The organism is Lentiprolixibacter aurantiacus, assembly GCF_026241225.1.
GTDB lineage: Bacteria > Bacteroidota > Bacteroidia > Flavobacteriales > Flavobacteriaceae > Lentiprolixibacter > Lentiprolixibacter aurantiacus.
On sequence record NZ_JAPFQP010000004.1, the window covers coordinates 336,084 to 362,127 of the forward strand.

The 26,044-nt window shown below is 44.4% G+C and carries 29 protein-coding genes; 9 read left to right on the plus strand and 20 right to left on the minus strand.

The genetic code is table 11. The features are described from left to right. Positions 1-51: 51 nt before the first annotated feature. Together OO016_RS12860 and OO016_RS12865 are read right to left on the minus strand one after the other, a co-directional pair. Positions 52-1,095 carry a quinone-dependent dihydroorotate dehydrogenase gene (locus OO016_RS12860; RefSeq protein WP_266014738.1) on the minus strand — a complete coding sequence of 348 codons (1,044 nt, stop codon included), beginning with the start codon at positions 1,093-1,095 and terminating at the stop codon, positions 52-54. 95 nt (positions 1,096-1,190) lie between these two features. After that, positions 1,191-1,610: a hypothetical protein gene (locus tag OO016_RS12865; protein ID WP_266014740.1), complete on the minus strand. Its 420-nt coding sequence runs from the start codon at positions 1,608-1,610 to the stop codon at positions 1,191-1,193. A 70-nt stretch (positions 1,611-1,680) separates the two neighbouring features. Here OO016_RS12865 and pepT point away from each other — a divergent pair, with 70 nt between their 5' ends. Further along, the gene (gene pepT / locus OO016_RS12870) at positions 1,681-2,916 is read left to right on the plus strand and encodes a peptidase T (protein ID WP_266014742.1); all 1,236 of its coding nucleotides are present in this window, start codon (positions 1,681-1,683) and stop codon (positions 2,914-2,916) included. After that, positions 2,913-3,497, plus strand: coding sequence for a YdeI/OmpD-associated family protein (locus OO016_RS12875; protein ID WP_266014744.1), 585 nt, complete (start codon positions 2,913-2,915; stop codon positions 3,495-3,497). Before pepT ends, OO016_RS12875 begins: the two co-directional genes overlap by 4 nt. Before the next feature lie 62 nt (positions 3,498-3,559). Here the strand turns inward: OO016_RS12875 and yajC are convergent, their stop codons facing one another. From yajC to OO016_RS12890, 3 genes are read right to left on the minus strand one after another with little or no spacing between them, the layout of a single operon-like run. Next, entirely contained in the window at positions 3,560-3,847 is a 288-nt protein-coding gene (yajC, locus tag OO016_RS12880) for a preprotein translocase subunit YajC (RefSeq protein WP_266014746.1), read from the minus strand. Positions 3,848-3,869: 22 nt separating this feature from the next. After that, positions 3,870-4,352 carry a DUF1573 domain-containing protein gene (locus OO016_RS12885; protein ID WP_266014748.1) on the minus strand — a complete coding sequence of 161 codons (483 nt, stop codon included), beginning with the start codon at positions 4,350-4,352 and terminating at the stop codon, positions 3,870-3,872. Positions 4,353-4,396: 44 nt separating this feature from the next. Further along, the gene (locus OO016_RS12890) at positions 4,397-5,341 is read right to left on the minus strand and encodes a transcription antitermination protein NusB (RefSeq protein ID WP_266014750.1); all 945 of its coding nucleotides are present in this window, start codon (positions 5,339-5,341) and stop codon (positions 4,397-4,399) included. A gap of 165 nt (positions 5,342-5,506) precedes the next feature. Here OO016_RS12890 and OO016_RS12895 point away from each other — a divergent pair, with 165 nt between their 5' ends. Further along, positions 5,507-7,261 carry an ABC transporter ATP-binding protein gene (locus OO016_RS12895; protein WP_266014752.1) on the plus strand — a complete coding sequence of 585 codons (1,755 nt, stop codon included), beginning with the start codon at positions 5,507-5,509 and terminating at the stop codon, positions 7,259-7,261. A 77-nt stretch (positions 7,262-7,338) separates the two neighbouring features. Continuing rightward, positions 7,339-7,710: a PUR family DNA/RNA-binding protein gene (locus OO016_RS12900; protein WP_266014754.1), complete on the plus strand. Its 372-nt coding sequence runs from the start codon at positions 7,339-7,341 to the stop codon at positions 7,708-7,710. A gap of 126 nt (positions 7,711-7,836) precedes the next feature. On the opposite strand, the gene OO016_RS12905 is transcribed toward OO016_RS12900, so the two are convergent. Next, the gene (locus tag OO016_RS12905) at positions 7,837-8,853 is read right to left on the minus strand and encodes a lysophospholipid acyltransferase family protein (protein ID WP_266014756.1); all 1,017 of its coding nucleotides are present in this window, start codon (positions 8,851-8,853) and stop codon (positions 7,837-7,839) included. A 138-nt stretch (positions 8,854-8,991) separates the two neighbouring features. Between OO016_RS12905 and OO016_RS12910 the strand changes: the two genes are divergently transcribed. Together OO016_RS12910 and OO016_RS12915 are read left to right on the plus strand one after the other, a co-directional pair. Then, on the plus strand, positions 8,992-9,546 hold the full coding sequence (locus tag OO016_RS12910; RefSeq protein ID WP_266014758.1) for a thioredoxin family protein: 555 nt from the start codon (positions 8,992-8,994) through the stop codon (positions 9,544-9,546). A 12-nt stretch (positions 9,547-9,558) separates the two neighbouring features. After that, a complete protein-coding gene (locus OO016_RS12915) occupies positions 9,559-10,092 on the plus strand; it encodes a GNAT family N-acetyltransferase (protein ID WP_266014760.1) in 534 nt (177 codons plus the stop codon). A gap of 371 nt (positions 10,093-10,463) precedes the next feature. On the opposite strand, the gene OO016_RS12920 is transcribed toward OO016_RS12915, so the two are convergent. The 3 genes from OO016_RS12920 to OO016_RS12930 form a co-directional block, all read right to left on the minus strand. Beyond that, complete coding sequence (locus tag OO016_RS12920; RefSeq protein ID WP_266014763.1) at positions 10,464-11,396, minus strand: peptidylprolyl isomerase; 933 nt, start codon at positions 11,394-11,396, stop codon at positions 10,464-10,466. A gap of 77 nt (positions 11,397-11,473) precedes the next feature. Beyond that, on the minus strand, positions 11,474-12,865 hold the full coding sequence (locus OO016_RS12925; RefSeq protein WP_266014765.1) for a M20/M25/M40 family metallo-hydrolase: 1,392 nt from the start codon (positions 12,863-12,865) through the stop codon (positions 11,474-11,476). Continuing rightward, positions 12,862-13,746: a PPK2 family polyphosphate kinase gene (locus tag OO016_RS12930; RefSeq protein WP_266014768.1), complete on the minus strand. Its 885-nt coding sequence runs from the start codon at positions 13,744-13,746 to the stop codon at positions 12,862-12,864. Before OO016_RS12930 ends, OO016_RS12925 begins: the two co-directional genes overlap by 4 nt. Positions 13,747-13,922: 176 nt before the next feature. Here OO016_RS12930 and OO016_RS12935 point away from each other — a divergent pair, with 176 nt between their 5' ends. Further along, the gene (locus tag OO016_RS12935) at positions 13,923-14,624 is read left to right on the plus strand and encodes a hypothetical protein (RefSeq protein ID WP_266014771.1); all 702 of its coding nucleotides are present in this window, start codon (positions 13,923-13,925) and stop codon (positions 14,622-14,624) included. A gap of 9 nt (positions 14,625-14,633) precedes the next feature. On the opposite strand, the gene OO016_RS12940 is transcribed toward OO016_RS12935, so the two are convergent. From OO016_RS12940 to OO016_RS12985, 10 genes are all read right to left on the minus strand, one after another. Continuing rightward, positions 14,634-15,797, minus strand: a complete 1,164-nt coding sequence (locus tag OO016_RS12940) for a sigma-54-dependent transcriptional regulator (protein WP_266014774.1) — start codon at positions 15,795-15,797, stop codon at positions 14,634-14,636. A 9-nt stretch (positions 15,798-15,806) separates the two neighbouring features. After that, positions 15,807-16,643 (minus strand): DUF6268 family outer membrane beta-barrel protein, encoded by an 837-nt coding sequence (locus OO016_RS12945; protein ID WP_266014777.1) that lies wholly within the window; start codon positions 16,641-16,643, stop codon positions 15,807-15,809. A 31-nt stretch (positions 16,644-16,674) separates the two neighbouring features. After that, on the minus strand, positions 16,675-17,607 hold the full coding sequence (locus tag OO016_RS12950; RefSeq protein WP_439649336.1) for a mechanosensitive ion channel family protein: 933 nt from the start codon (positions 17,605-17,607) through the stop codon (positions 16,675-16,677). Positions 17,608-17,612: 5 nt separating this feature from the next. After that, positions 17,613-18,947, minus strand: coding sequence for an ABC transporter permease (locus OO016_RS12955; RefSeq protein ID WP_266014782.1), 1,335 nt, complete (start codon positions 18,945-18,947; stop codon positions 17,613-17,615). Further along, positions 18,940-19,884 (minus strand): ABC transporter ATP-binding protein, encoded by a 945-nt coding sequence (locus tag OO016_RS12960; protein ID WP_266014784.1) that lies wholly within the window; start codon positions 19,882-19,884, stop codon positions 18,940-18,942. The genes OO016_RS12955 and OO016_RS12960 overlap by 8 nt, the downstream gene beginning before the upstream one ends. Positions 19,885-20,102: 218 nt before the next feature. Continuing rightward, on the minus strand, positions 20,103-21,218 hold the full coding sequence (gene dnaJ / locus OO016_RS12965; protein ID WP_266014788.1) for a molecular chaperone DnaJ: 1,116 nt from the start codon (positions 21,216-21,218) through the stop codon (positions 20,103-20,105). Positions 21,219-21,227: 9 nt separating this feature from the next. Beyond that, a complete protein-coding gene (locus OO016_RS12970) occupies positions 21,228-21,791 on the minus strand; it encodes a nucleotide exchange factor GrpE (protein WP_266014791.1) in 564 nt (187 codons plus the stop codon). A gap of 139 nt (positions 21,792-21,930) precedes the next feature. Further along, a complete protein-coding gene (locus OO016_RS12975) occupies positions 21,931-22,854 on the minus strand; it encodes a TIGR01777 family oxidoreductase (RefSeq protein ID WP_266014794.1) in 924 nt (307 codons plus the stop codon). A gap of 73 nt (positions 22,855-22,927) precedes the next feature. Beyond that, positions 22,928-23,617: a tRNA (5-methylaminomethyl-2-thiouridine)(34)-methyltransferase MnmC2 gene (gene mnmC2, locus OO016_RS12980; RefSeq protein ID WP_266014797.1), complete on the minus strand. Its 690-nt coding sequence runs from the start codon at positions 23,615-23,617 to the stop codon at positions 22,928-22,930. A 1-nt stretch (position 23,618) separates the two neighbouring features. After that, entirely contained in the window at positions 23,619-24,122 is a 504-nt protein-coding gene (locus tag OO016_RS12985; protein ID WP_266014800.1) for a DUF4920 domain-containing protein, read from the minus strand. A gap of 107 nt (positions 24,123-24,229) precedes the next feature. On the opposite strand from OO016_RS12985, the gene OO016_RS12990 reads away from it, so the two are divergent. Continuing rightward, positions 24,230-25,297: a branched-chain amino acid aminotransferase gene (locus OO016_RS12990; protein ID WP_266014802.1), complete on the plus strand. Its 1,068-nt coding sequence runs from the start codon at positions 24,230-24,232 to the stop codon at positions 25,295-25,297. A gap of 33 nt (positions 25,298-25,330) precedes the next feature. Here the strand turns inward: OO016_RS12990 and OO016_RS12995 are convergent, their stop codons facing one another. Beyond that, complete coding sequence (locus OO016_RS12995) at positions 25,331-25,717, minus strand: pyrophosphohydrolase domain-containing protein (RefSeq protein ID WP_266014805.1); 387 nt, start codon at positions 25,715-25,717, stop codon at positions 25,331-25,333. A gap of 41 nt (positions 25,718-25,758) precedes the next feature. On the opposite strand from OO016_RS12995, the gene OO016_RS13000 reads away from it, so the two are divergent. Then, positions 25,759-25,947 carry a hypothetical protein gene (locus OO016_RS13000; protein ID WP_266014808.1) on the plus strand — a complete coding sequence of 63 codons (189 nt, stop codon included), beginning with the start codon at positions 25,759-25,761 and terminating at the stop codon, positions 25,945-25,947. The last annotated feature ends 97 nt before the right edge of the window (positions 25,948-26,044 follow it).

Here is a 26,044-nt window from a genome sequence, read left to right on the forward strand (position 1 = left end):
TTATAAAACAGAATGGGCTGGTAAAGAAAAAAGTAGGTATCACCCCTGATTTTAGTCCAATTTCTTTTGTAAGATCGCCTTATTTATTTTTTTGATTAAGCCAGGCCCTTCATAAACAAAACCTGTCCAAAGTTGTACCAGGCTTGCCCCGGCCTCAAGCTTTTCCAGGGCATCTTCCGGACTATGGATGCCCCCCACTCCAATAATTGGGAAAGCATTCCTGCTTTTTTCCGTCAGGAAGCGGATCACTTCCGTACTGCGATTGGTGAGCGGCTTTCCACTTAAACCACCTGACTCTTCTGTTAATTGCACATCTGAATTTAAACCTTTCCGCTCAATGGTGGTATTGGTGGCAATGACCCCATCAATTTGGGACGATTGGACAATGGCAATGATATCAAGAAGCTGGGCTTCATTCAGGTCGGGTGCAATTTTCAGCAATATGGGCTTTTCACCCGTCTTCCTTGAATCTGCAAGCGCTTTATTTTCCTTTTTAAGGGCGATCAATAATTTGGTAAGTGGCTCTTTATCCTGAAGTTCCCTGAGTCCCGGGGTATTTGGAGAGCTTACATTAACCACAAAATAGTCCACATGGTCAAAAAGGGCTTGCAGGCAAATCAGGTAATCCTCAATCGCTTCCTCATTTGAGGTAATTTTATTCTTGCCAATATTCCCTCCTATGAGCACGCGATGGGGTTTCTCCAGGCGCTCCACGGCACTGTAAACACCCTGGTTGTTGAAACCCATACGATTGATTATCGCTTTATCGGCTTTCAATCTAAATAACCTCTTTTTTGGATTTCCTTCCTGAGGTTTTGGAGTTAGTGTACCGATTTCGATGAACCCGAATCCAAAATCGGATAATTCATTGTACAACTTGGCATCCTTGTCAAACCCGGCTGCCAGTCCAACCGGATTCTTAAACTTAAGTCCAAAAAGATCCCGCTCCAGTCGTTTATCCTCTATGAGGTATATCCTTCGTATCAGGGGCGAGAGCCCCAGCCAGGATAATAATCTGATTGCGGCAAAGGAAAAGTAGTGAACGCGTTCCGGGTCAAACAGGAACAATAATGGCCGGATGAGGGACTTGTACATGAAGTTAAGCTCGTTTATGCAAAAATACAAACTTACATGCGGACACATCAATTAAACAGGGCATCCTGAACGAAATTTTTTGACAAGTTTTTTTGTTAATCCCGGTAAGGCACCAGAGGTTTACGCATCACCTCATTGCATAGCTGCAAATACACCTCGTATTGCTTCTCATTAAATATCCCCACCAGTTTCTGATCAAAGGTTCTGGACATTGTAGTTAGAGCTACTTTGAGGGAATCGAATTTTTTAGCCATCTTTTGCAGGTCCTCCGGGGTTGCTTGTGGATGTGATTCGAAAAGCAGGTCCACTTCTTCCTGTATAAGGCGTGAATTTTTCTGGTACTCCGCGGCCAGTGCCTCTGCCACAACCTGCTGCTCTCCACTGAGCTTAAAAACCTGGTAAATTACCTCAGTATCCTTATTCCCAATACCCAGGGTGCAATCCTGCATCTGTCCGAAATGTAACTTCGGGATAAGCAGCACAACACAAACCAAACCAAAAACCCGGAATTGCATAACCTGATCTTTCTACCAAGTTACAAGAATACTTCCAAATTAGCAGTACATTTATCCAAAATAGAAGGATATGGATAATCTTGTTGAACGCTTCCTCAGCTATGTGAAAATTGATACCCAGAGCGATCCTTACTCTAACAGCACACCGAGCACCAAAAAACAATGGGACCTGGCTCATAAGCTGGTTACTGAACTCAAAGAAATTGGAATGCAGGATGTAACGATCGATGACAAAGCCTACATAATGGCCACCCTGCCGGCCAATACAACTGAGGACATCCCGACTATTGGATTCGTCTCGCACTTTGATACCACCCCTGATTTTTCAGGAACCAATGTCAACCCCCGCATAATCGAAAACTACAATGGAGAAGATATAGTCCTGAATAAGGAAAAGAATATACACCTGTCCCCGGATGACTTTGAAGACCTCAACCTGTATAAGGGACAGACTCTTATTGTAACTGATGGAACCACTTTACTGGGTGCAGACGATAAGGCAGGTATCGCTGAGATTATGACGGCCATGGAGTACCTGATCCAAAACCCCCAGATCAAACATGGTAAAATCCGCGTTGGCTTTACGCCGGACGAGGAAATCGGAAGGGGAGCCCACCATTTTGATGTGGAAAAATTTGGGGCCGACTGGGCCTATACCATGGATGGCAGCCAGATCGGGGAACTCGAATATGAAAACTTCAATGCCGCCAGTGCAGTAGTTACAGCCAAAGGTAAAAGTGTACACCCGGGTTATGCCAAAGACAAAATGGTAAATGCCATTGGCCTGCTGCAGGATTTCATGTCAGGTCTACCCAGGCAGGAAGTTCCCGAACGCACATCGGGCAGAGAGGGGTTTTTCCATATCCATAAAATTAAGGGAAGCATTGAAGATGCCAGCCTGGAAATGATCATTCGCGATCACGACAGGGAACGGTTTGAATCGCGCAAACAACATGTGGCCCATTTGGTTGAGGAAATCAATAAGCAAAACCCCGGCTACCTTTCAGTCAAAATTGAGGATCAGTATTTCAACATGAAAGAAAAAGTAACCCCGGTTATGCATATTGTGGAGATTGCCAAAGCGGCCATGAAGTCATTGGGCATAACGCCAATTATAAAACCTATCCGCGGCGGTACCGACGGTTCTCAGCTGAGTTATATGGGCCTTCCCTGCCCAAATATTTTTGCAGGCGGGCATAATTTCCACGGAAAGTACGAATACGTGCCCGTGGAGAGCATGGAAAAAGCTGTGGCTACTATTGTAAAGATTTGTGAACTTACCGCTGAAAGAAGCTCCTTATCATGAGCTCGGATAAAATTGAAGCCTACTATTCCCGTGAACACCCTTTTCAAAAAGGGCTGCAGCAATTGCGGGAGATTATCCTTAAAACGGAACTGGAAGAACAATTAAAATGGGGTGCCCCGGTATATTCCCTTAACAACAAAAATGTTCTGGGTGTCATGGGCTTTAAAAACCATTTTGGAATATGGTTCTTCAACGGCGTGTTTCTTTCTGACCCACTGGGTGTGCTCCAAAATGCACAGCAGGAAAAGACCAGAGCCATGAGGCAGTGGAGGTTTTCCAGGAATGAAGGCATCGACACCACTGCTGTTTTGAGCTATGTAGAGGAAGCCATAGCCAACCAGAAGAAAGGCCTGAAGTTAAGCCCGGAACGCAAAAAGGAGGTTGAAATCCCCATGCTTCTGCAGACCGCACTCAAAGACCCCAGGCTAAAAAAGGCCTTTGAAAGCCTCACTCAAGGGAGGCAGCGTGAGTATTGCGAGTATATTAACAGCGCCAGGCAGGAAAAAACCAAACATTCACGCATTGAGAAAATCTTTCCCATGATCCTGCAGGGTAAAGGCCTGAACGATCACTACCGTTAATAATATTAGAAAACAAAAAACACCGGCTCAGGCCGGTGTTTATATTTGTTGTAATGCCAATTTTACTTCGCCTTGGGTGGGTTTAATTTCTTGCTCATCTCCAACGAAATAGCGGAACGATCAAATTTTAACTTTCCAGCCATCGTTTCAATAACACAGGAAAAATCTTTGTCATTAACCTCTACCACCTTGCCATGAAGACCACTCTTGGTGATGATCTTATCACCCTTTTTGAGGGCTTCCGCAAACTTCTTTTCTTCTTTCTGACGTTTTACCTGAGGGCGAATCATAAAAAAATAAGCCACCACAAAAATGAGTAATAAGGGCAGAAATTGTCCTAAACCTTCCATTGTCTGGTATTTATGGGTTGTTTTATTTTACAGGACCGAGGGTTGATGCCGACGTACTGCTCTTAGGGGTTACAAAAGCTTTGATTCTGAGCATTTCAGAACCTTTTGCAGTGTTGGCCGAAACCGTAATGGTCTTGGTAACCTGATTTTGTCCGGAACCATTGAATCTTACCAGCATTTCTCCGGATTGCCCGGGTTCAATGGGTGTATTCTTTGGATATTCAGGAACAGTACAACCACAGCTGCTGGTGGCATTGGTAATGATCAATGGAGCATTACCTGTATTGGTAAATGTAAATACGGTTTCCTGAGGAGCACCCTGCTCAATGACACCGAAATCGTGTTCTGCTTTGTCAAATGACATCACAGGCAGATTTTTGGAAACGGCGTCCCTTTCTGCAGCAACTTCTACGTTTGAAGCATTGATTTTTTCAGATGCTTTTTCTTTACATGAAACCAGGGTCAGTGCAGCCACAAGGCTGATCGATAAAAGAATTCTTTTCATTATGTGAAGCGATTAAATTTTGGGCAAAATTACGGAATATTTGCTTACAACAAGCCCCTACCTGTTTTTTTGAGTTTTCCGGCAGCCTTGTATTCCCTGACCAGTTTATCCAAAACACCGTTTATAAAGATGCTGCTTTTGGGTGTGGAATACTCTTTGGCAATTTCCAGATACTCGTTTAAAGTCACCCGCTCAGGAATCGATGCAAAGTGAAGCAACTCGCATATAGCCATTTTAAGCAGGATGGCATCTATTTCTGCTATTCGGTCCTTATCCCAATTAGGGGTCTTATCTACAATTTCCTTTTCAAAAGCTGAGTTGTGCAGCAGGGTTTTGGCCAGTAAATCCCTTGCAAAATCCAAATCATCTGAATCCTTCAACAATCTGGGGAGTAAATAGGATTTGGGCTCATCAGGAGTCATCTTCCTGAGCTTCTTTACTATAAAGGTGTTCACCAATGGGATATCGTCAACCCAGGTCAGCTTATCGTCCTCCAATAGTTCATATACCTTATCATTAGGAGCTATCAGTTGCCTGTACAAAGCAATCAAAAATTCCCTGTCCTGCTCGTAAGAGCTCCCTTCAGTCTGCATGTATTCCTGGTATAAATCACTGCCCTCAATGTCTTTGTAGAGCAGGCTGATATAGTCTTCATGCAGGTACCACAGGTTAAGCTTTCGCTTTTTTAATTCCTTTTCAAAAAGCTCATTATCAACAATTTGTTGTAACAATTGATTTTCCAGGAATTTCTTGGAGTTGGGATAAGGACTCTCAGCAGCCAGGTATTTCTTTGAAGTGTGCTCCACATGCCGTTTAGCCAGGGCATGCAATTCGCGAAAAACACTTATAAGCAAAAGGTAAAGTGTAAAGGTATTGTCTATGCTTACCTTAAGGAACTTCTGCTGTTTTTCCAGAGAATCGTCCTTAGACTGGATTAATGCATATATGCATTGCATAACCTTGATGCGCAATTGCCTTCTTGTTAGCATGTGAAAAGAACTTTAGCCTGTTTGCTGTTATCAGCGACAAAAATAACAATCCTGCCCGAATGGATTGTATTTTGCATCACAATATTCTTATCACTTTTCTAACACTTGGTTCCGGAACTAACACCTATATTTGCCGGGATAGCGGTCCACTCCTGCCAAACTCAGATGAAAGAACTCAAGCACCTCAATAAATATTTCCGCAAATACGGGCTCAAATTGTTTATTGGGATAATTATCACCATCATTGCCAGGGTTTTCCAATTGGTTATGCCCTCTTATGTAAAAAACTCTATTGAGGTAGTTGAGCAATTCATCCGTGGGGAAATAGCCGAATCTGCTGCCCGCAACCTGTTGCTCGAATATATACTTATAATTGTGGGCGCCGCACTCTTATCCGGATTTTTCACCTTCCTGATGAGGCAAACCATCATCAATGTTTCCCGCTATATCGAATTCGATCTGAAAAATGAGGTTTACGACCATTATCAGGTTCTCAACCTGGATTTTTATAAAAGAAATCGTACGGGTGACCTGATGAATCGCATAAGTGAAGATGTTACCCAGGTTCGCATGTATGCCGGGCCGGCCATCATGTATGGGATACAGACGCTTACACTATTTGTATGCCTAATACCACTAATGTTCATCAAAGCCCCAACCATTGCTTTCTATGCCCTGGTGCCACTACCTGTCCTCTCCATACTCATTTATCAGATCAGTCGGATAATTCATAAGAGGAGCACGGTGGTACAGGAGTTCCTGTCCAGGCTATCGACCTTTGCACAGGAATCCTTTTCCGGTGTATCCGTAATCAAGGCATATAACCTGGAACCACAATTGAATGGGGAAATGGGCACCCTTGCACACGAAGGAAAAGACAAGAGCATGGATCTGGCCAAGGTGAATGCGTGGTTCTTCCCCCTGATGATTTTGCTCATTGGGATCTCCAACCTGTGTGTGATCTATGTGGGCGGACAACAATACCTCAGCGGGGAAATAGCCACTTTTGGGATCATCGCCGAGTTTATCCTGTACGTAAACATGCTTACCTGGCCTGTAGCCATTGTAGGATGGCTGACCTCGATTGTTCAGCGGGCTGAGGCCTCCCAGAAAAGAATTAACGAATTCCTGAAAATTGAACCGGAAATCCAGAATGAGGTTGAAGGGCATACCCCAATTCAGGGACAGGTTGAATTTGACAAGGTTTCATTCACCTATTCAGACACCAACATTGAAGCACTCAAGGAAGTTTCCTTCCGTGTAAATGCCGGAGAAACCGTCGCTATCCTGGGTAAGACCGGATCGGGAAAATCTACCGTTCTCGAACTTATCACACGCCTTTATGACACCACTTCAGGAGAAATACGCATAGACGGTGTACCCATCAGGCAATTAAACCTCAAGGACCTGAGATCGTCCATAGGGACGGTTCCGCAGGATGCATTCCTGTTCTCGGACTCCATAAGGAACAATATCAAGTTCGGAAAAGAAGAAGCCAGTGAGGAAGAACTGATAGATGTTGCTAAAAAGGCCGTTGTGCACAACAATATCATGGGGTTTTCGAAAACCTATGATACCGTACTTGGAGAAAGGGGTATTACCCTGAGTGGAGGGCAAAAGCAGCGGGTTTCAATAGCCCGTGCACTTTTAAGGGACCCGGAAATATACCTTTTTGACGACTGCCTTTCTGCGGTAGATACGGAAACAGAAGAAGAAATCCTCAGCAACCTGAAAAAGGCCTCAAGGAACCGGACCACATTTATTGTGAGCCACCGGGTATCATCGGCCAAAAACGCAGATAGGATCATAGTGCTTGAAGACGGACAGATTTTACAGGAAGGAACGCACGATCTGTTAGTAGAACAGGAGGGTTATTACAAAGAGCTTTACATGCACCAGTTATCAGAGAAAGAAACATAGAAAAAGTTGCTGAATACGCTTTTTTTTTACATTTTTGAGCTGATCAAGATTGAAAATACTAACCAGAACAACCCGAAATGAGTGATAAAGAAATCATGGATCAGGAAGAAATTCACTCCAAAGTCCTAAGAGCAGGCAGACGCACATACTTTTTCGATGTCAGAAGCACAAAAGCCGGAGACTATTACCTCACTATAACGGAAAGCAAAAAATTCACCCACGAAGACGGTTCATTTCACTATAAAAAACACAAGATCTACCTCTACAAGGAAGATTTCGAGGCTTTCCGGGAAATCATGGAGGAAATGATGGATTATATCATTGATGAAAAGGGCCTTGAGGTAATTTCTGAAAGACATCAGAAAGATTTTAAGAAGGAAGACGTAAAATCCAATGGAGAGATGAAATCCCCCGAGAATTTTACGGATCTGGATTTCGACGATATTTAATCGCCTAGCACAAAAAAAAGTTGACGGTCTTCTATACAGGAGACCGTTTTCTCTTATGCATAAAATGTTATGGAATACATGTATTCCGGGAAGAATATGATTTCCGAGGTATAATTCCTAACACTTTCAGTTCTCCCTCACAACTTTTATATAGACCTGATTGACACCGAAATGCAAAGCGATCAGGGTCAAAGCCTGTGCATATCCCCAAAGGGAACTGATAAGGAAAAAGCAAATCAGATATACTAAAGGATATATCATAAGGGCATAGGCAAACCGAAATGTACTGTTAAACTCCGGCTCGGGAACCAATCGGTTCTTTATCCAAAACCACGGGATCACCAATGGGAAATTGAACAGGTAAAAAATAAGCCTGAGTATTCCCGTACGCCTTTTTTTTACCATCTCATCTGGGAAATCGACCATATTCTCCGTGAAGCCGGCAATTGCCTGATTTGCCTTTTCAGGATCCTGGAAATCAATTCCCCTTGAAATCAGATAAGCAATAAATTGTTCGTATTTTTTATCTTCAGGCACATGCGTGGTAAGGGTCTGCAATTGCTGACTTACTTCATTCCTGATCCGAAATACCGAATTACGCGGGTCCCGGGCATCATAAAGTGGCAACAAAGGAAAAGCCCTGCCATAGTACAGAGAAGTAAGATCCGGAAATTGTGCTGCCCTGAGGTAATTAACCCCCACCGGAAGCAGGAATATTTCCTGTCCGTTGCACAGTTCCACAGCCTGGAAGAGGATACGGGTAAATCCTTTGCTCAGGGGACGTACGCGTCGGTCCAGATGATGGTTCGCCTCCGGGAATATTACTACAGCCTCCCCCTGGCACAGCAACTCGGCACATTTTTGAAATATTGCTTCATTCCTGCTAAGGGTATGCCTCCCATCTCTTATCCGATAGACAGGTAACATATGAAAGAATGAAAAAAGGGAGCGAAAGAGCCTGTTCGAAAATACATCTGATCGGGTCAAAAAATATGGCTTTCTCCGGCAGTTAACGGCAATTAGAAGAGCATCGAGCAGTGCATTTTGATGATTGGGCAAAAACATTAAAGGTCCCTTTTCGGGGATACCATCCAGCCCATGCAAATTAATCCTGCCAAAATAGCAGTGCAGTGCAGTCCTCATGAATATTCTCGCTATCTGATAAATGAACTTCCTCAATTAGATGGAACGTTTTAGTACGGGGATCAAGCCAGGGGCATCCCCCCTTTTTAATAAAAATACCACTAACTTTACAATTGCTGCTCATTCAAAAAATAGAAAATGGCTCGTACCCCCAGCAACATGCTACCCCTAGGGACCAAGGCACCTGATTTTAAGCTGATTGACACTGTTACGGATAATATCCTATCCCTGGAGGAAATTAAGGGATCACAGGGTACCGTGATAATGTTCATATGCAACCATTGTCCGTTTGTAATTCACGTCAATGAACAACTGGTTACCCTGGCCCGGATATATCAGGCTCAGGGGATCGGATTTGCAGCCATATCGAGCAATGATGTCGTCAACTATCCTCAGGACTCCCCTGATCTGATGAAAAAAACGGCACAACGCCTGGGATACCCCTTTCCCTACCTGTATGACGAAACCCAGGAAGTGGCGCGGTCTTATGATGCGGCCTGCACGCCGGATTTTTATCTTTTTGACAGTAACCTGTCCCTGGTATACCGGGGTCAACTCGATGATTCCAGACCTGGTAACGGAATTCCTGTTAGCGGCTCGGACCTTCGCTCCGCATTGGATCAGCTGCTAAATGGAGAAAAGGTGAGCGAAAAGCAAAAGCCCAGTATTGGGTGTAATATCAAATGGAAATAAAAATAATTTGCAATGGATAACCACCGGATTAAAATTATCCCGGTTGGGCCGGAGCATTACGAAACCTATATCCGGGTAGGGCGTAAATCGTATTCACAACACTACCTTCATCTATGGAAAGAACGGGACCCCAGCCCCTATTTTGAAAAAAGCTTCCATAAACGTGCCGTAAAAAAAGAATGGGAAGATCCCGATTGCCTGCTGTTCCTCATATATGTTACGGGCAGCCCTGCCGGCATTCTCAAAATAGTGCTGAATAAAGCCATGCCTTTGGCCTCTATTTCAGATTGCCTCTTCCTGGAAAGGATTTACCTACTAAAGGAATTCAGCGGACAGGGCGTTGGGACCTATGCACTAGGGTTTGTGGAACGGCTGTGCAGGAAATATTACAAGAACTACATTTGGCTGGAAAGCATGCAAAAAGGAAAAGCTATAGAATTCTACAAGCAGAATGGTTTCAACATAACGGGAGAAAAGCAACTCAGTTTTCCCGGCCTGGTAGAATCCGAAAGACCGATGTACATAATGGGCAAAAAACTAGTATAAAGCAGGCCCGATCTTCCAGGATTTTTCAATAGCCTATTTAATAGGATCTGATGCTTCGGTTTCCATGTAATAAATGTAGGGAACACCAAATTATCTAAACAATCCCATACCCCCCGGAATTACGCCTTCTTAGGGCCGGTAATTAATAAAATACCCTGCTTCGAAATGAAACAGGGTATTTTAACAATTAACCGGTAGGGTATAAGCAGTTCTGGCTGTTATCTAATTAAAAAGGGCAAATAAGGATCTAAAAACAATTATTATGAATGTATTTTTCGGTGTTTTGATCGGTCTGGTAGCTCTTAATATGCTTTTACTGGCAATCAGCTACCGCCAACTTAAATAGGTTGTAAATTGCCTTAAGTGGTTTTCTATTTAACCTCCACCAACTCCACGTCAAAAAGCAGCGTTGCATTGGGAGGGATTACCCCGCCTGCCCCTGCTGCTCCGTATGCCAGCTCTGATGGGATTACGAGTCGGGCCTTGTCTCCAACCTTCAGCAACTGGATTCCTTCATCCCAGCCCGGTATCACCTGGCCCACACCCAGTTGAAAGCTTATAGGTTGATTCCTTTGGAAAGAAGAATCGAAAACCTGGCCGTTAAGCAGAGATCCTTCATAATGAACTGAAACGGTTTTACCCTTTTCAGCACTTGGGCCGTCACCTTCTTCCAGGATCTTGAACCGAAGGCCGCTATCTGTTTTCTCGAACCCCTGAGAAATTCTTTCCAGGGCCTCTTCAGCTTCTTTCTTCTCTTTTGCAAGTCGTTCTATTTTAGAGCTTTCAAAAGTCCTGAATGCCTGCTCGGCATCCCAGGATTCGGCCTCCTTGCCAACCCGCACAATTTCCAGGCTTTCTATGCTATCGCCCTGTTCAATGGCATCCACAACTTCCTGCCCATGGGTAACATGACCGAAGACTGTGTGCTTATTATCCAGCCAGGGTGTCGCCACATGAGTGATAAAAAACTGGCTTCCGTTAGTCCCAGGTCCTGCATTAGCCATAGACAACACACCAGGTCCGGAATGTTTTAATTCCGCGTGGAACTCGTCATCGAATTTGTATCCGGGGTCTCCCGTTCCCGTACCCAGCGGGCAACCTCCCTGGATCATAAAATCGGCAATTACCCGGTGAAAGGTTAAACCGTCATAATAGGGAGTCCCTTCGGACTTGGCAGTATTTTTCATCTTTCCCTCGGCAAGGGCTACAAAATTCCCAACTGTACCGGGTGTTTTGTCATGGGTAAGCTTAACCAGAATCTCTCCTTTGCTGGTATTGAACTTGGCGTAAATTCCTTCTTGCATATCTGAAAATTAAATGAGCTGCAAAGGTAGGGCTTTTTAAAGTTCCCGGGGGATATATGTTGAGTGTTTGGATTGGGTTAACCCTTTATTTTGGGAGGTTTTACAATGCCGTATTTGTCCATGAGGAAAACCAGGCTTGCCATGGTTGCCGCTCCAAGTTCGAGTTCACGCTTGTTCACATGTTCGAAGGTGTCGTTCTCTGCATGGTGGTGATCAAAGTAGCGCTGAGTATCAGGCCTTAATCCGGCAAGAACCATTTGCCCATCCTTAAGCGGACCAATATCTGCTCCGCTGCCTCCCCTGACAAAGCTGTGGATCAGGTAGGGTTCAAATAGGGGTTTCCAACTCAGGACCTGTTGATAATTGGCATCGGTACAATCAAAAGAAAAGCCGCGGGGGGTAAAACCACCGGCATCACTTTCCAGGGCAAAAACATGATTTTCTCCTCTTTTTCGGGCTTCTTCTGCATATTTACGCCCGCCTCTCAGGCCATTTTCCTCATTCATGAATAACACCACCCGAATAGTTCTTTTCGGGCGATAACCCGTTTTCTTAAAAAGGTTAAGCACCTCCATGCTTTGTACGCATCCCGCGCCATCATCATGGGAACCATCTCCCAGGTCCCACGAATCCAGGTGTCCTCCAACAGTCATGATCTCCTCCGGATATGTGGTCCCCCGGATTTCCCCAATAACGTTATATGATTGTACATCATCCAGCTGCCGGCAATTTTGCCTGAAATAAAACTTGATGTTGGGATCCAGCTTAAGCGTTGTGCTCAAAAGGTCTGCAGCGTTAGTGCTTATTGCTGCTGCAGGAATACGCTGGTTAACCGGTAAATCTCCATAGCTCATGGCCCCGGTGTGTGGATAATCGTCATTGCGCAGGGTCATAGAGCGCACAATTACACCAACGGCCCCCATCGAAACTGCCTCTGCAGCTCCGGAATATCGCTGGTCCACACATCCGCTGTAACTTTGAAATGTATTGATAAGGGTGGGATCCATAGGACGGTTATAGAATACTATTTTACCCTCTACCTGTTCCCTCGGTAGCTTTTTCAGTTCTTCAATACCCATGACTTCCACAACCTGGGCTTTTAGTCCACCCTGGGGTGTAGCCACAGATCCTCCGAGAGCACAAACAGGTACATTGTTGGTTACTCCTGGCTGACTTTCAATATAAGCAAACTCCGGTGTTCCCCTTACCCATTTTGGCACCATTACGGGTTGAAGCCAGACCCGATCAAGACCCAGAGAGTCGAGTTGTGATCTGGTATAAGCAACTGCCTGCTCGGCCTGGACAGAACCGGATAGTCTACCGCCAATCTGGTTAGACAGGTAATTAAGCCAGCGGTAAGAATCGCCCTGTGTCAGTACCGTTTCGTAAAATGCCTTTATTTGTTTCTCATCCTCGCTTTGAGGAAAGGCCTGAAATGCCAATAAAACCAATAAAATGAATAGTCTCATTCTTTTTCTTCTTCTAATTGCTTTCTGTAAAGTTCAATATTTTCCCGAATCTCACTGTCCAGTTCAGGGGGCCTGATATCCTTATACTTCGTTAATTCCCCAAGTAAGATGGAGGCTACAATAACCCTGGCAGCCTTCTTGTTGTCTGCAGGAATCACATACCAGGGTGCATGGGAATGTGTGGTTCGGCCAATTGCTTCTTCGTAACATTCCAGGTACTGATCCCATAGTTTGCGTTCCTTTAGGTCTTTTGGTGAAAACTTCCAATTCTTATGCTCAAGCCGAAGTCTCCTTAGAAGGCGTTGCCGCTGTTCTTCCTTGGATAAATGCAGGTAAAATTTAAAGATAAGGGTGCCGTTCTGGGCCAGATGTTTCTCAAAATTATTGATCTGTTCAAACCGTGAATCCCAAAAGGCATCGTCTATCTTGTCTAAATGGTCAATCCCGGGTATGTCTTCACCGAGGATATATTCCGGATGTACCCGAGTTACCAGGACATTTTCGTAGTGGGTGCGGTTAAAAACACCGAATTTTCCCCTGGGAGGCAGAGCAAGATAATGTCTCCATATATAATCATGACTCCTTTCCAAATCGGAAGGAACCTTAAAACTGTGAACTTCAACCCCGTTAGCGTTGAAATCCTTGAATACCTCCCGAATAAGGCTGTCTTTTCCAGAGGTATCCATTCCCTGAAGACAGATCAGGACGGAATACTTCCTGTGAGCCCAAAGCATATTCTGGAAATTCCCCAGGTCTTCCCGGACATCTTCCAGTTTCTTTTTGAGGTATTTATCGGACTTGTCAAAGGTTTCAAGTGTGGGATATGTCTCCAGTTTAAGGCCGGGTTTGGCCAGGTAACTAGTGCTCTCAATAGGTTCCATGGGCTGAAGATAGAACATTTTATCGGGCTATAAAAAAGCAGTTATACAGTGTATCTTCCGGTAAAATTACCCCTTTGACTCCCTCTTTTGGACTTTAGTCGAAAAAAAAGGGGGAGGCGCCCGGCTCGTCCTATTTTTATACTGTCCTAAATTTTACTATATCAACAACTTAGGTGATGCGTCCTTACCTTGTCATACTCGTTTTTGTATTTTACACTGCCCTATCTTCCTTCACTGTGAACAAGGCATGCGAGTATATGGGTTCCAACATCGGATACATTCAGAAGCAGACCCGTAAAGCACTTGACGCCCCTGATCTCAATACTTCCCGTTACTACGCTTACAAAGCTCTCAATGCCATTGAAAAGTCTAAGGAACAATTCCTGGCCTGTGGCTGTGAACTGGCACAGCAGAGCATCATAGAAAGTCTTGATCACCTGAAGCGAGCTACACGTGTGTCTTCTTTGACAGGTACGCGATTGATACTGGAAAAAGCACTCGCAGGGGTAGAAAGCAGCCTGCAAACCCTTGAAGAACATGAGGAAGTTCACCAGAGCCAGTATGGAAGTGATCAGTTGAGCCTTAATACCCGGGCCTCCTATATGGAAGAATTGAAGGGAAAGATACCCGTAGGAAAAGCGCTGGAAAAAAAGATCGACCAGGCCCTTGTAAATTACCAGAATTCCCTGGATCAGGTTGTAAATACAATACCCTGCAAGGAGGCCTATCAACTGGCGCTTAAGAATTACGAGCGTTGTGAGGAACAGCTGTTGCGACCTGAGCTGACAGAGGCTAAAAAATACTACAATCTGAGAACCAAGGAAATTACAGCGCTTGCCCTGGAAAAGCTCCGGGAATGTGCCACTTCCATCCCCTGATTACATCCCTTATTTACTGGCAAATAACTGGACATCATCCTCGGTAACTTCCTTACCTCCCAGGATGATCAACCTTTCCACAACATTTCTGAGTTCCCTGATGTTCCCGGTCCAGTCGTAACTCTGCAAGAGCGTTATTGCCTTTTTGGAGAATTTTTTCTGTATCGATCCCTGTTCGGAAGCGATCTGATCTGCAAAATGTTCGATTAGCATAGGAATATCGTCCCTGCGATCATTGAGGGAAGGCACCTTTATCAGGATCACAGCAAGCCGGTGATATAAATCTTCACGGAAATTCCCTTTCTCTATTTCTTCCTGCAGGTTTTTGTTTGTGGCTGCCACAACCCTTACATCTACCTTGATGTCCTTATCGGATCCCACCCTGGATATCTTGCTTTCCTGCAGGGCACGCAAAACCTTGGCCTGGGCAGAAAGGCTCATGTCCCCTACTTCATCCAGAAAAATAGTTCCCTTGTTAGCGGCTTCGAATTTGCCAGCTCGGTCCTTCACGGCAGAAGTAAACGCCCCTTTCACATGTCCGAAAAGCTCACTTTCTATGAGTTCTGTGGGGATTGCTGCGCAATTGACTTCAATGAAGGGGCCCGCACTACGGGAACTCTTTTCATGAATCCAATGCGCAACTAGTTCTTTACCCGTACCATTTGCCCCTGTAATCAGGACCCTGGCATCAGTTGGGGCAACCTTATCTATCATGTCTTTGATCTTGCTGATCTCCCCACTTTCCCCAATCATTTCATAGCGTTTGCTTACCTTTTTCTTGAGGATACGGTTCTCCACAACCAGTTCCTTTCTGTCAAGCGCATTGCGCACCGTGGTTAGCAGACGATTCAGATCCGGGGGTTTGGATATATAATCAAATGCCCCTAGCCGCATGGTATTTACGGCCGTATCCAGGTCGCCATGGCCAGATATCATGATAAAAGGGGTTTCGGGCTTGATCTTCCGGGCTTCCTGCAGGACCTCAACGCCATCCATTTTTGGCATTTTAATATCGCAAAGAGCCAGGTCATAATCATTTTTTTTGATCATATCCAGTCCCTTTGCACCATCTTCGGCCTGTTCTACCTCATACTGTTCATTTTCCTCAGTTAGGATCTTTACCAGAACGCGCCGGATTGCTGCTTCGTCTTCTATAACAAGAATTTTTGACATGGGTATTCTTTAAAAAATTGAAACTTTAAAGCCAACCTTAAAATAAAGGCTGCCATCATTGTTCAAGTTAAACACATTATTTCTTTTATCATCCCGCAAAACCCCATTTTGTAGCAGGGTATATCCCGCAAAACCATAGAAGGAGGCCATCTTAGATATGTTAAACTGATATCCTAGGGCGCTTACCAGGGCCGATAATGAAATGGCCGATCCCAGGTCGTTGTCTGGCAAAATGATATCGTTCTGGGCATTCACAAAATAACCGTCCAAGAATAATGCCATAAGCAATGTATTCTTCTCTGAAATGTGGTACCGGAAATCACTGCGTGGTATTCCAAGCGTGAATGACCAGCTGGGATCAAAGCGTCTGTAGTAATTTATCAACGGCATTGGGAACGGCAATCCTGTAGTACTGTTATAGGTAAGCCCCAGTACAAGACGGAAGGGTTTTTCGGTATCGCTGACTTCCTTCCAGAAAGTAGCTGTCAGGTTCAGGAGAAAATCACGTCCTACAATATCCGTAACCAGGTTCGAAGCGAGACGCGGCGTGAGGATACCTACAAATCGCCAGTCTTTATTCCATTTGAATATATAACCCAGATTCAGGTCTATTACATGCAGGTGCTCCAGTTCAGAATCGTCAAAAGGGAAATCCCGGGTAGTATCAAAATCGATATAATTGTACTCAGACCCCACTATGAGGTACTGCCCTCCCTTAAGTTTGAAAGGGATATTCAGCAGGAAGCGGTAACGCGATGTTTCAACCCCTGAATCCCCATTTGGTACATTTGTGTATTCCAGCCTGAGCAGGTCAGTGCTTTGTCCCCTTAAACCCGAAAAAGCCAAAAGGCTCAGTATTAGAATACAATATAAGCACTTACTCACTTGCTTTTCCTTCCTGGGTGATTTTTTGCCTTACCTGGAAAGCATCGTTCTGATATATATGCACGTCGCGCTGTGGGAACGGTATAGTTACCTGGTTTTCCCTGAAAGCCTTATCAATCTTGTAGCGGAGTTCACTCTTTACATTGGGTGTCGTAAAACTGTCCACTACATGAAACTTCAAAGCAAATAGCAGGGCAGAATCACCAAAATCTTCAAAGAGTACAAAGGGTTCCGGTGATTTCAAAACGCCAGAGTGTTCCCTGGCACAATCCAGCAGGATTTGAGTAACTTTTTCCACATCACTGCCATAGGCCACCCCAACATTAACCGTCTCTCGAGTTGTATCACGATTTTGGGTATGACTGAATATTGTACCTGAAAGGAATATATGGTTAGGTATGATAATAACCTTGTCATCACGGGTAATTGCTCTTGTAGTACGCAGTTTAATTTCAAATACCCGCACAACTTTACCATCCACTTCAATGATATCCCCAACAAGAAGCGATTTATCCGTAATTATGAAGATTCCTGCAATAACATCCTGAAATAACTCCTGTAACGCAAGGCCCAAACCCACAAAAAGAGCAGCAGAGGCGGTTAACAGAATGGTAATATCAATGCCCGCAGCGCTCATTGTCACCAGGATGACAGCTACGTAGACAAAATATTTTATGAACTTAAAAATGCTGAAGAACTTCATTTTATCGTCCCCCTGCATTTTTCGAGTCAGCAAATGGCGCAACCATTTAAGAACATAACTGGTAACCACAAATGCTGTAATTAGAAGCAACAACAAGCCAAGAGTAATATGAATGGACTTTTCTCCTTCACCAATATGCAAGCCCATATTAAGGACTTCCTTGATTGTACCCCAGACATCTTTTTCGAGGAATTCGCCTACCTTTCCGGGTTTATCTTGTATCAAAGTCAATAGCGCAACCATTTGAATAATTCTTTATAAGAAGGTTTCTTTCCATACATTAAAATCCCTACCCTGTAAATTTTAGCAGCCAGCCAGACAATGCCAATGAAGGTGATAACCAACAACAAAATAGAAGTGATAAACTCCCATAGGGGCACCCCACCTTCCCCAATTCCAGCCGGTAGTCTCATCAGCATAACAATAGGAGATGTGAGCGGGAAAAGCGAAAAACCTACCGCAATTGGGCCATTGGGATTGTTAAACACGGAAAAGAACCCGATGTATATAGCGAGAACCAGGGGCAGGATTATGGGCAAAATAAACTGCTGGGTATCCGTTTCATTGTCTACTGCAGCACCTATGGCAGCATAGATGGAACTGTAGATCAGATAACCCAAAATAAAGTAAACCACAAAAGAAATTACCAGTACAGCCCATGGTATTTTATAAAGTTCCGTGGCATAGGTCTGCAAGGTCTCTGCAGTAGGGGATACACCCTCGGCCACCGGCAATGCAGGACCCAGTTGTGGAGAAGCTTCCAAAGCCGAAATATCAATTCCAAAGACCGATAGCACAACGACCATGAGAACAGAAGCCGAAACTATCCAGATCGCGAACTGGGTAACCCCGGCAAGGGAAGTGCCAATGATTTTCCCAAGCATCAGGTGAAAAGGCTTCACAGCTGAAATTATGATCTCTATGATACGGCTGGTTTTCTCTTCAATAACACTTCGCATTACAAAACCTCCATAGATCACTATGAACATCATTATGAGGTAACCAAAGCCGCCTCCTATCAAAGCCTTTATTTCATTGATTCCTTTCAGGTTCTCTTCTCCCTCAAAAGTTGAAGTACGCAGATCGAAACCGCTGCCAATCTCCCTGTATTCCCTGTCCGTAACTCCCAGTTCCTCTAGTTTTTTAGCCCGGATACGCTCTGAGAAAACAGATTCCAGTTGATCGAGAACAAGCGTATTAGGGGCCTCCTTGGTATAGAAGTATGACTGCTCTGCAACAGATTGCAGGTCCGGTCCACCAGGAATGTACAGCAATCCATAATACCCCAGGTTTAAGGTAGAATCCTTTGCCTCGTCCAGGTCCAGGGATTCGAAATTGATATAGGCTGTCTGATTGTTTGTGAGAAAATCGCCGTGGAAGAACAGACTCTCGTTCAGGACGGTAACAATGCGTTTATCACTGTCATTAACCTTGGTAAGATAAGCGATCAGAACAATCATACCCACAATTAGAATAGGACTGAGGATAGTCATGATCACAAAAGACTTATTCCTTACTTTGGCCAGGTATTCCCGTTTAATTATGAGTAATAGCTTATTCATTTCCCATTTTCTCCTGAACGGTTTGAATAAATATTTCATTAGCCGATGGCACGGTTTCCACGAAGCCGGTAACAGATGCCTCTGAACTTACCCGACTCAGGAAATCTGAAACCTGCCCGTTGGGAAGTTTCACATTGAACTCCAGTTGCTCCCTTTTTTCATCAAACCGGGCGGCACTTATATCAAATTTATTTTCAAGTCCGGTTATTACCCCCATCCCTTCGGCCGTTTCCAGTTGCACTGAGTAAAGGTTTCTCTTGTATTGTCTTTTGATATCGTAAAGCTTTCCATCCAGGATAACCTCACCCTGGTGAAGTAATGCAATATATTCGCAAAGTTCTTCTACAGATTCCATCCTGTGAGTAGAAAATATGATTGAAGCTCCCATTTCCTTCAGGTGTAAAATCTCTTCCTTTATGATATTGGCATTTATCGGATCAAATCCGCTGAAGGGTTCATCGAAGATCAGTAGTTTAGGCTGATGCAGTACCGTTACAATAAACTGAATCTTTTGTGCCATTCCCTTGGAGAGCTCCTGTATTTTTTTATTCCACCAATCCCCAATTTCCAGTCGCTCAAACCAGTATTTCAACCTTTCCTTAGCCTCCTGCTTTTGAAGGCCCCTCAATTGAGCAAGATACAATACCTGTTCACCTACTTTCATGCTTTTGTAAAGGCCCCGTTCTTCCGGAAGGTATCCGATAAGTGCAACGTGTTCTGGCTTAAGCCGTTCCCCATTAAAAAACACCGAACCCGAATCGGGATAGGTAATCTGGTTTACAATCCGCAAAAAAGTGGTTTTTCCGGCACCGTTTGGGCCAAGCACACCGTATATACTGTTTTCCGGAATGTTAAGGGAAACTCCTTTTAATGCAGTATGGGTCCCAAAGCTTTTGGTAACTCCTTCAGCAACCAGAATAGTCTTATTGTTCGACATCAGCGCCAAAGATAGCCAATTGGGAAGAAAGAGAAGCTACATCCTGCCATCTAGCGTGGATGAGAATTTTAAAGGAGTTAATGATAGCCCTAAAAACAAAACCCACCCTTAAAAAAGATTAAGGATGGGAAAAAAATTGCTATGAAAAAGAAAATTAATATTGGTTGCCCAATATCGAATCAAATATACGCTTTTTATTTAAAAACAAGCTGTATTCCTTAAGAGAACATGTCTTTAACCTTCTCAAAAAAGGATTTGTCGGATTTTTCGGGCTTGGGTTCAAAATTTTCATGACCCCTCATTTTTTCAAAGAAATCCCTCTGTTCCTTGTTTAATTCCTTGGGGGTCCATACGTTCACATGAACGAGAAGATCTCCATGGCCATATCCGTTAAGGCTGGCAATACCCTTGCCCCTGAGGCGCAGGATCTTACCGGATTGGATTCCGGGTTCCAGTTTAATTCGCACTTTACCGGTTACTGTATCAATTTCCTTTGAAGTGCCGAGCACTGCATCTGTAATGGGGATGTATAAGTCATAATGCAGGTTGTCGCCTTCGCGTTTCAGGGTTTCATGCTCCTCGGTTTCTATGGCTACCAGCAAATCCCCTGGAATGCCATTTCCAGGCGCTTCATTTCCTTTGCCGGATACCTTTAGTTGCATACCGTCTTCAACGCCGGCTGGAATCTTGATAGACACCGTTTCCTCAAAAACTTTGAGCCCCTGTGCATCGGCATCTGAAGGACGTTTATCGATTAACTGACCGCTACCTCCACAGCTATTGCAAGTAGTACTGGTTTGCATCCTTCCCAGGATAGTATTGGTAATCCTGGTCATTTGCCCGGTACCCTGGCAGGTTGAACAGGTTTTGTATGTTACTCCGGGAGCCTTGATCTTCCGCCGCACTTTCACCTTTTTCTCAACCCCATTGGCAACATCCTCAAGCGAGAGCTTAACCCTGATACGCAAATTACTTCCCTTTACCCTGCGCTGTCCTCCGCCGCCAAAACCTCCGAAACCGCCAAAGCCTCCGCCGAAAGCACTTCCGAATATATCCCCAAACTGGCTGAAGATATCTTCCATATTCATGCCTCCGCCGCCAAAACCTCCGCCTTCAAAGGCCGCATGTCCATACTGGTCGTATCGGGCTTTTTTATCCGGATCACTCAGAACTTCATAGGCCTCTGCAGCCTTTTTAAACATCTCCTCAGCCTTGGTATCCCCAGGATTTTTATCCGGATGGTATTGTATCGCCTTTTTGCGGTATGCCTTTTTTATCTCGGCTGCCGAGGCGCTTTTATCTACTCCTAGTATTTCATAATAATCCTGCTTCATTGCCTTCTTTTAATTTCCAACTACCACTTTGGGGTGCCTGATGATACGATCCCCTAACCTGAACCCCTTCTCCACTACATCGATGATCTTGCCTTTCAGTTTCTTATTGGGTGCCGGAATCTGAGTGATGGCATCATGTACCTCAGCGTCAAAGGTATCTCCCTGTTTCACTTCAATTTGCTCGAGGCCTTTTGACTTCAGGGTCTCCCTTAATTTGTTGTTGATCAATTCAACTCCTTTGAACATTTCCTTATCCTCCAGCTTAGCCATTTCGGCCATGGCCCTGTCAAAATCATCCAGTACGGGCAGCAATGCCACCATGACCTCCTGTCCCGCGGTCTTAAACAGGTCCATGCGTTCCTTGGAGGTGCGTTTTTTATAGTTTTCAAACTCGGCAAACAACCTCAGAAATTTGTCTTTTTCTGCAGACAATTCTTCACGTAATCGCTCTTCTTCTGATACGGATTCTTCAAGATCCTTTATTTCCTCCTGATCGGTTTCGGGGGTAGCAGTTTCATTTGCTTCTTCCCCAGGGAGGATATCTTCCAACTCAGACTTGTTTTTCTTGCTCATCGAACGTACGGTTTACATCGTTTTAAGAACGGCAAAAGTACTGCCATTTCTTTAAAAATGTCAAAATGTCATTAAAAATTCACCCCTGGGAAAAATGTGGGGTTTTATGCATGATGATTGTGAGACAGGCTGCAGGGAATTATTGTTCCCCCCATTTTTGATAAAGATCCTCAAGTGCCCTGCAAATATTCTGGTAATGGAAATTGAAACCGTGCTTTTCAATCTTCTGGCTACTTACCCGTTGGCTGGCAAAAAGTATGGAAGACATTTCGCCCAGGACTATTTTCATAACAAATTGGGGAATATTGGGCAGCCACAACGGCCTTTTAAAGACCTTGGCCGTTTCCCTGGTAAGCCTTTTGTTTGTAACGGGATTGGGTGCCACGGCATTAAATACACCACTGCCCTCTTTCTGGGCCAGGAAGATAATCATTCGGGCAAGGTCTTCAATATGTATCCAGGATTGCCATTGTTCCCCTGAACCCATGGCAGCTCCCACGTATTTCCTTATCGGCATAACAATTTGTGGCAATGCTCCTCCCTTTTCCGAAAGGACCAGCCCTATTCTCAACAGGGACGTTTTAATCGCCAATGTTTCGAACTTTAACGCCTCCTCTTCCCAACTGGCAACTACCTGCCCCAGGAAACCGGTGTCTTCTCCCTCTGCTTTCTCGGTGTAATATTCAGTAAATGAGCTTGGATAAATCCCGATAGCTGAAGCAGAAATCAGTGAAGACACCTGGCCTTTACCGCTTTTTGCCAGTCCTAGGCGCAAGGTTCTAAGGCTATCGACCCTGCTTGAAACTATTTTCTTCTTATAGGCTGCTGTCCAGCGTTTGGCAACAGAGGCCCCGGCCAGGTTAATTATAGTAGTAACCCCTTCAAAACAGGAAAGGTCAATTTCTCCATTCTGTGGATTCCAGTAGAATCCTTTCAGGTTGTCCCCATTCTGGATTTTATTCCTGCGCGTTGTGAGGTAATTCACCGGGATCCCCTCCTCACGGCATATCTTAAGTAACTCTCCCCCTACCAGCCCGGTAGCCCCGGTAATCAACAGCTTCATGCTTAAATTTTTGCAAATGTATTGCTTTTAGCACTGGTGGTTTATGCCTTTAAATAAGGTTTAACAGTATTGTTTAAGAAAGGGATTCCCCGGAGCTGATATCTGGTTTTACAGCCCGGAGCATTTCCCTTTTACCAGGAGGACCGGGGAGTTTTTCAACTAGGAATCCGGCCTGCTGCATAGCCCTTCTCACACTCCCTTTGGCAGAATAGGTAACGAGGATCCCTGCCGGAAAGAGGGCATCAAACATGGTCTGGAAAACCTCAACAGTCCAGAGTTCAGGTTGTACCCTGGGACCAAAAGCATCAAAATAGATAAGGTGAAAGGCGTTGCTTACAGAAAAATCCCTGAAATCCTTGCGAACTTTGGTAAGTGAAAAAAAAGTTGAGATGCTATGTTTTTCTCCCCAGGACACTTCATGCATTTCCCGGAAGGCATTGCCAAGATCTGGTTCTCCGAGCATTTCAACATAATTGAGCTGCCTGAGTTCTTCATTCCCTACCGGGTAAGCCTCAAGGCCCGTATATCGGATATTCAGGTTTCTTTTCCGGGCTTCGAGGAATGTAATTATGGCATTTAAACCGGTGCCAAAACCTACTTCGAGAACAGATACATTTTTGTGCTGCAGGGTATAAAGTCCGCTTTTCAGGAATACATGGTAGGCTTCTCCTATAGCCCCGTGAAGTGAATGGTATTGTTCCTGCCAGTCTTCCAGTAAAATGGTCCTGGAACCATCTGCGGTTTCAACGATCCTGCGCTTCACCCTATTGTTTGATCAGCACTCCTGAAGCTTCAAAACTGAAAGTCTTCTTAGGTTGGGTGATGGCAGCTATCTCCTCCTCGGACTTCCCTTCATCCTCAGCGTAATGACGCTGGTCTTCCACGCTCATCATATCCACAAAAGCCTTTCCGTCCACGATCACTTCCCTTCCCGAAATATCCTTGGGCATAAAGAAAGCGTAGTCCTTGAAACGAACCATGGCCTGAGTACCATCTTCCAATTCCAGTTTCATCCAGCATCCCTTCGCCTGACAAACTTCTGTTACCTTGGCAGAGAACTTTGTATCCACAGTGTCTGCTGCGGGCAAATTCTGGTATAAAGCCAGCATGTCAGTTTCAGATTTAGCACCCTCGGCCAGTATTTGGGCACCAAAGGAAGCATATTGAGCAATTTCCGTTGCAGTTTCCTGGTTTTTCTTCTTCTTCTCTGCGTTCTGACAGCTGATTAATACTGCTAAAACTCCAATTAAAATGTTAAATTGTTTCATTATTTTTAAAGATTACTTTCCTACAACAAAGCTCCGTATTTTTCAATTAAAAAAGAAGCCACAACTGCCTATATTTGCGTAATTTTAGGACGATTAATATTCTTAATATGGATGTTACCAGCAAAAACCTTGTCGTAGAAAAAGCCAAAACTTCCAGGATTGAACAAATAGACTTTGACCATTTGCCGTTCGGTGCAAATTTTACAGATCATATGTTTGTTTGTGATTACAAAAACGGACAATGGGAAACACCCAAGATCATTCCCTATCAACCGTTGATGATGGAGCCTTCTGCCAGCGTTTTTCACTACGGTCAGGCCGTATTTGAAGGAATGAAGGCCTATAAGGATGATGAAGGGGGTATCTGGTTGTTCCGCCCTGATGAGAATTTCAGGAGGATCAATCGGTCCGGTGAACGCCTGGCAATGCCAGCATTTCCGGAAGAGTACTTCTTTGAAGGGCTTAAAAAGCTCTTACTGCTGGACCAGGAATGGATCAAACCCGGAATAGGAAATTCACTTTACATAAGGCCATTTGTTATTGCCAGCCAACCAGCTATAATCGCTTCCCCTTCCCAGGAATTTAAATTTATTATTATCTGTTCCCCGGCACAGTCATACTATGGAGGTGAGGTAAGGGTGAAGATCGCAGAAAAATTCAGCAGGGCTGCCGATGGCGGATTTGGTTATACCAAAGCTGCAGGGAATTATGCAGGTCAGTTCTATCCCACCAACCTGGCTAAGGAAGAAGGCTTCCAGCAGGTAGTTTGGACAGATGCCAACACCCACGAATATATAGAGGAGGCTGGAACCATGAATATTTTTATTCGCCTGGGAGATAAGCTCATTACCTGTCCAACGAGCGACAGGATCCTTGACGGGGTTACGCGCAAAAGTGTGATAGCGCTGGCAGAAGACCGAGGAATCGAGGTAGAAGTACGCCCCATTAAGGTAGTGGAATTACTGGAGGGAATGAAGGACGGATCACTGAAAGAGATGTTCGGAAGTGGCACGGCGGCCGTGATCAATCCTATTTTAGGTTTCGGTTACAAAGGGGAACGCTACGAACTGCCAAAAGTAGAAAATTCTTACGCAGCCACTATCAAAAAACAATTAATGGATATTCAATATAACCGTGCCGAAGATAAATTCGGATGGCGGTACAGGGTGAAGTAATTTCGATCCACAAAGCGTGGATAAAACCAATCTTTATTTATCCAGAATAGCCTTGATGTCCGGAGCAAAATAATCCGGACCTTTCAGGACTTTACCATCCTCACGGTAAATAGGCTGGCCATTGGGGCCAAGCTTACTCATATTGGAACGTTGTATTTCTTCGAACACTTCCTCTATTTTGTACTGCATGCCATGCTCGAGTATCGTCCCGCAAAGGATATAAAGCATATCTCCCAGAGCATCTGCCACCTCTACCAAATCATTGTTTTGTGCAGCCTGCAGGTATTCCTTGTTTTCCTCATCCATCAGGTTATAGCGAAGCATGTTCTTTTCCTGTCCCAGGTTGGCCCGTGGCGTATCGGACACGCCCAGTCCGAATGATCTGTGGAAGTGTTCAACCGCTTTTATTTTCCTTTTCATAATTGTATGTATTTGCAGTAGCTTTGCGTAAAAATAAGGATATGTTCAGCTCAGGACAAATTGTGTTCGCCATACTTTTCATCATTGCCTTCGCCATAATTATGGTCATTTCTTACCGAAAAGATAAGCGCCTGCACCAAAAAAATTACAGGGGTGTACAATGGGTGGGAATTTCCTTTGTCATTTTCGTAATTCTGTTGTTTGTGCTTAAGGTTCTTCTTAAAAATTAGCCCAATTTTTTGTGTACGCCACAAAAATTCAATTCTACACAACATAAAAGTTTTTCAGCGTTCAAAAGATAAGAAAACTCGTACTTTTGCGTTATAA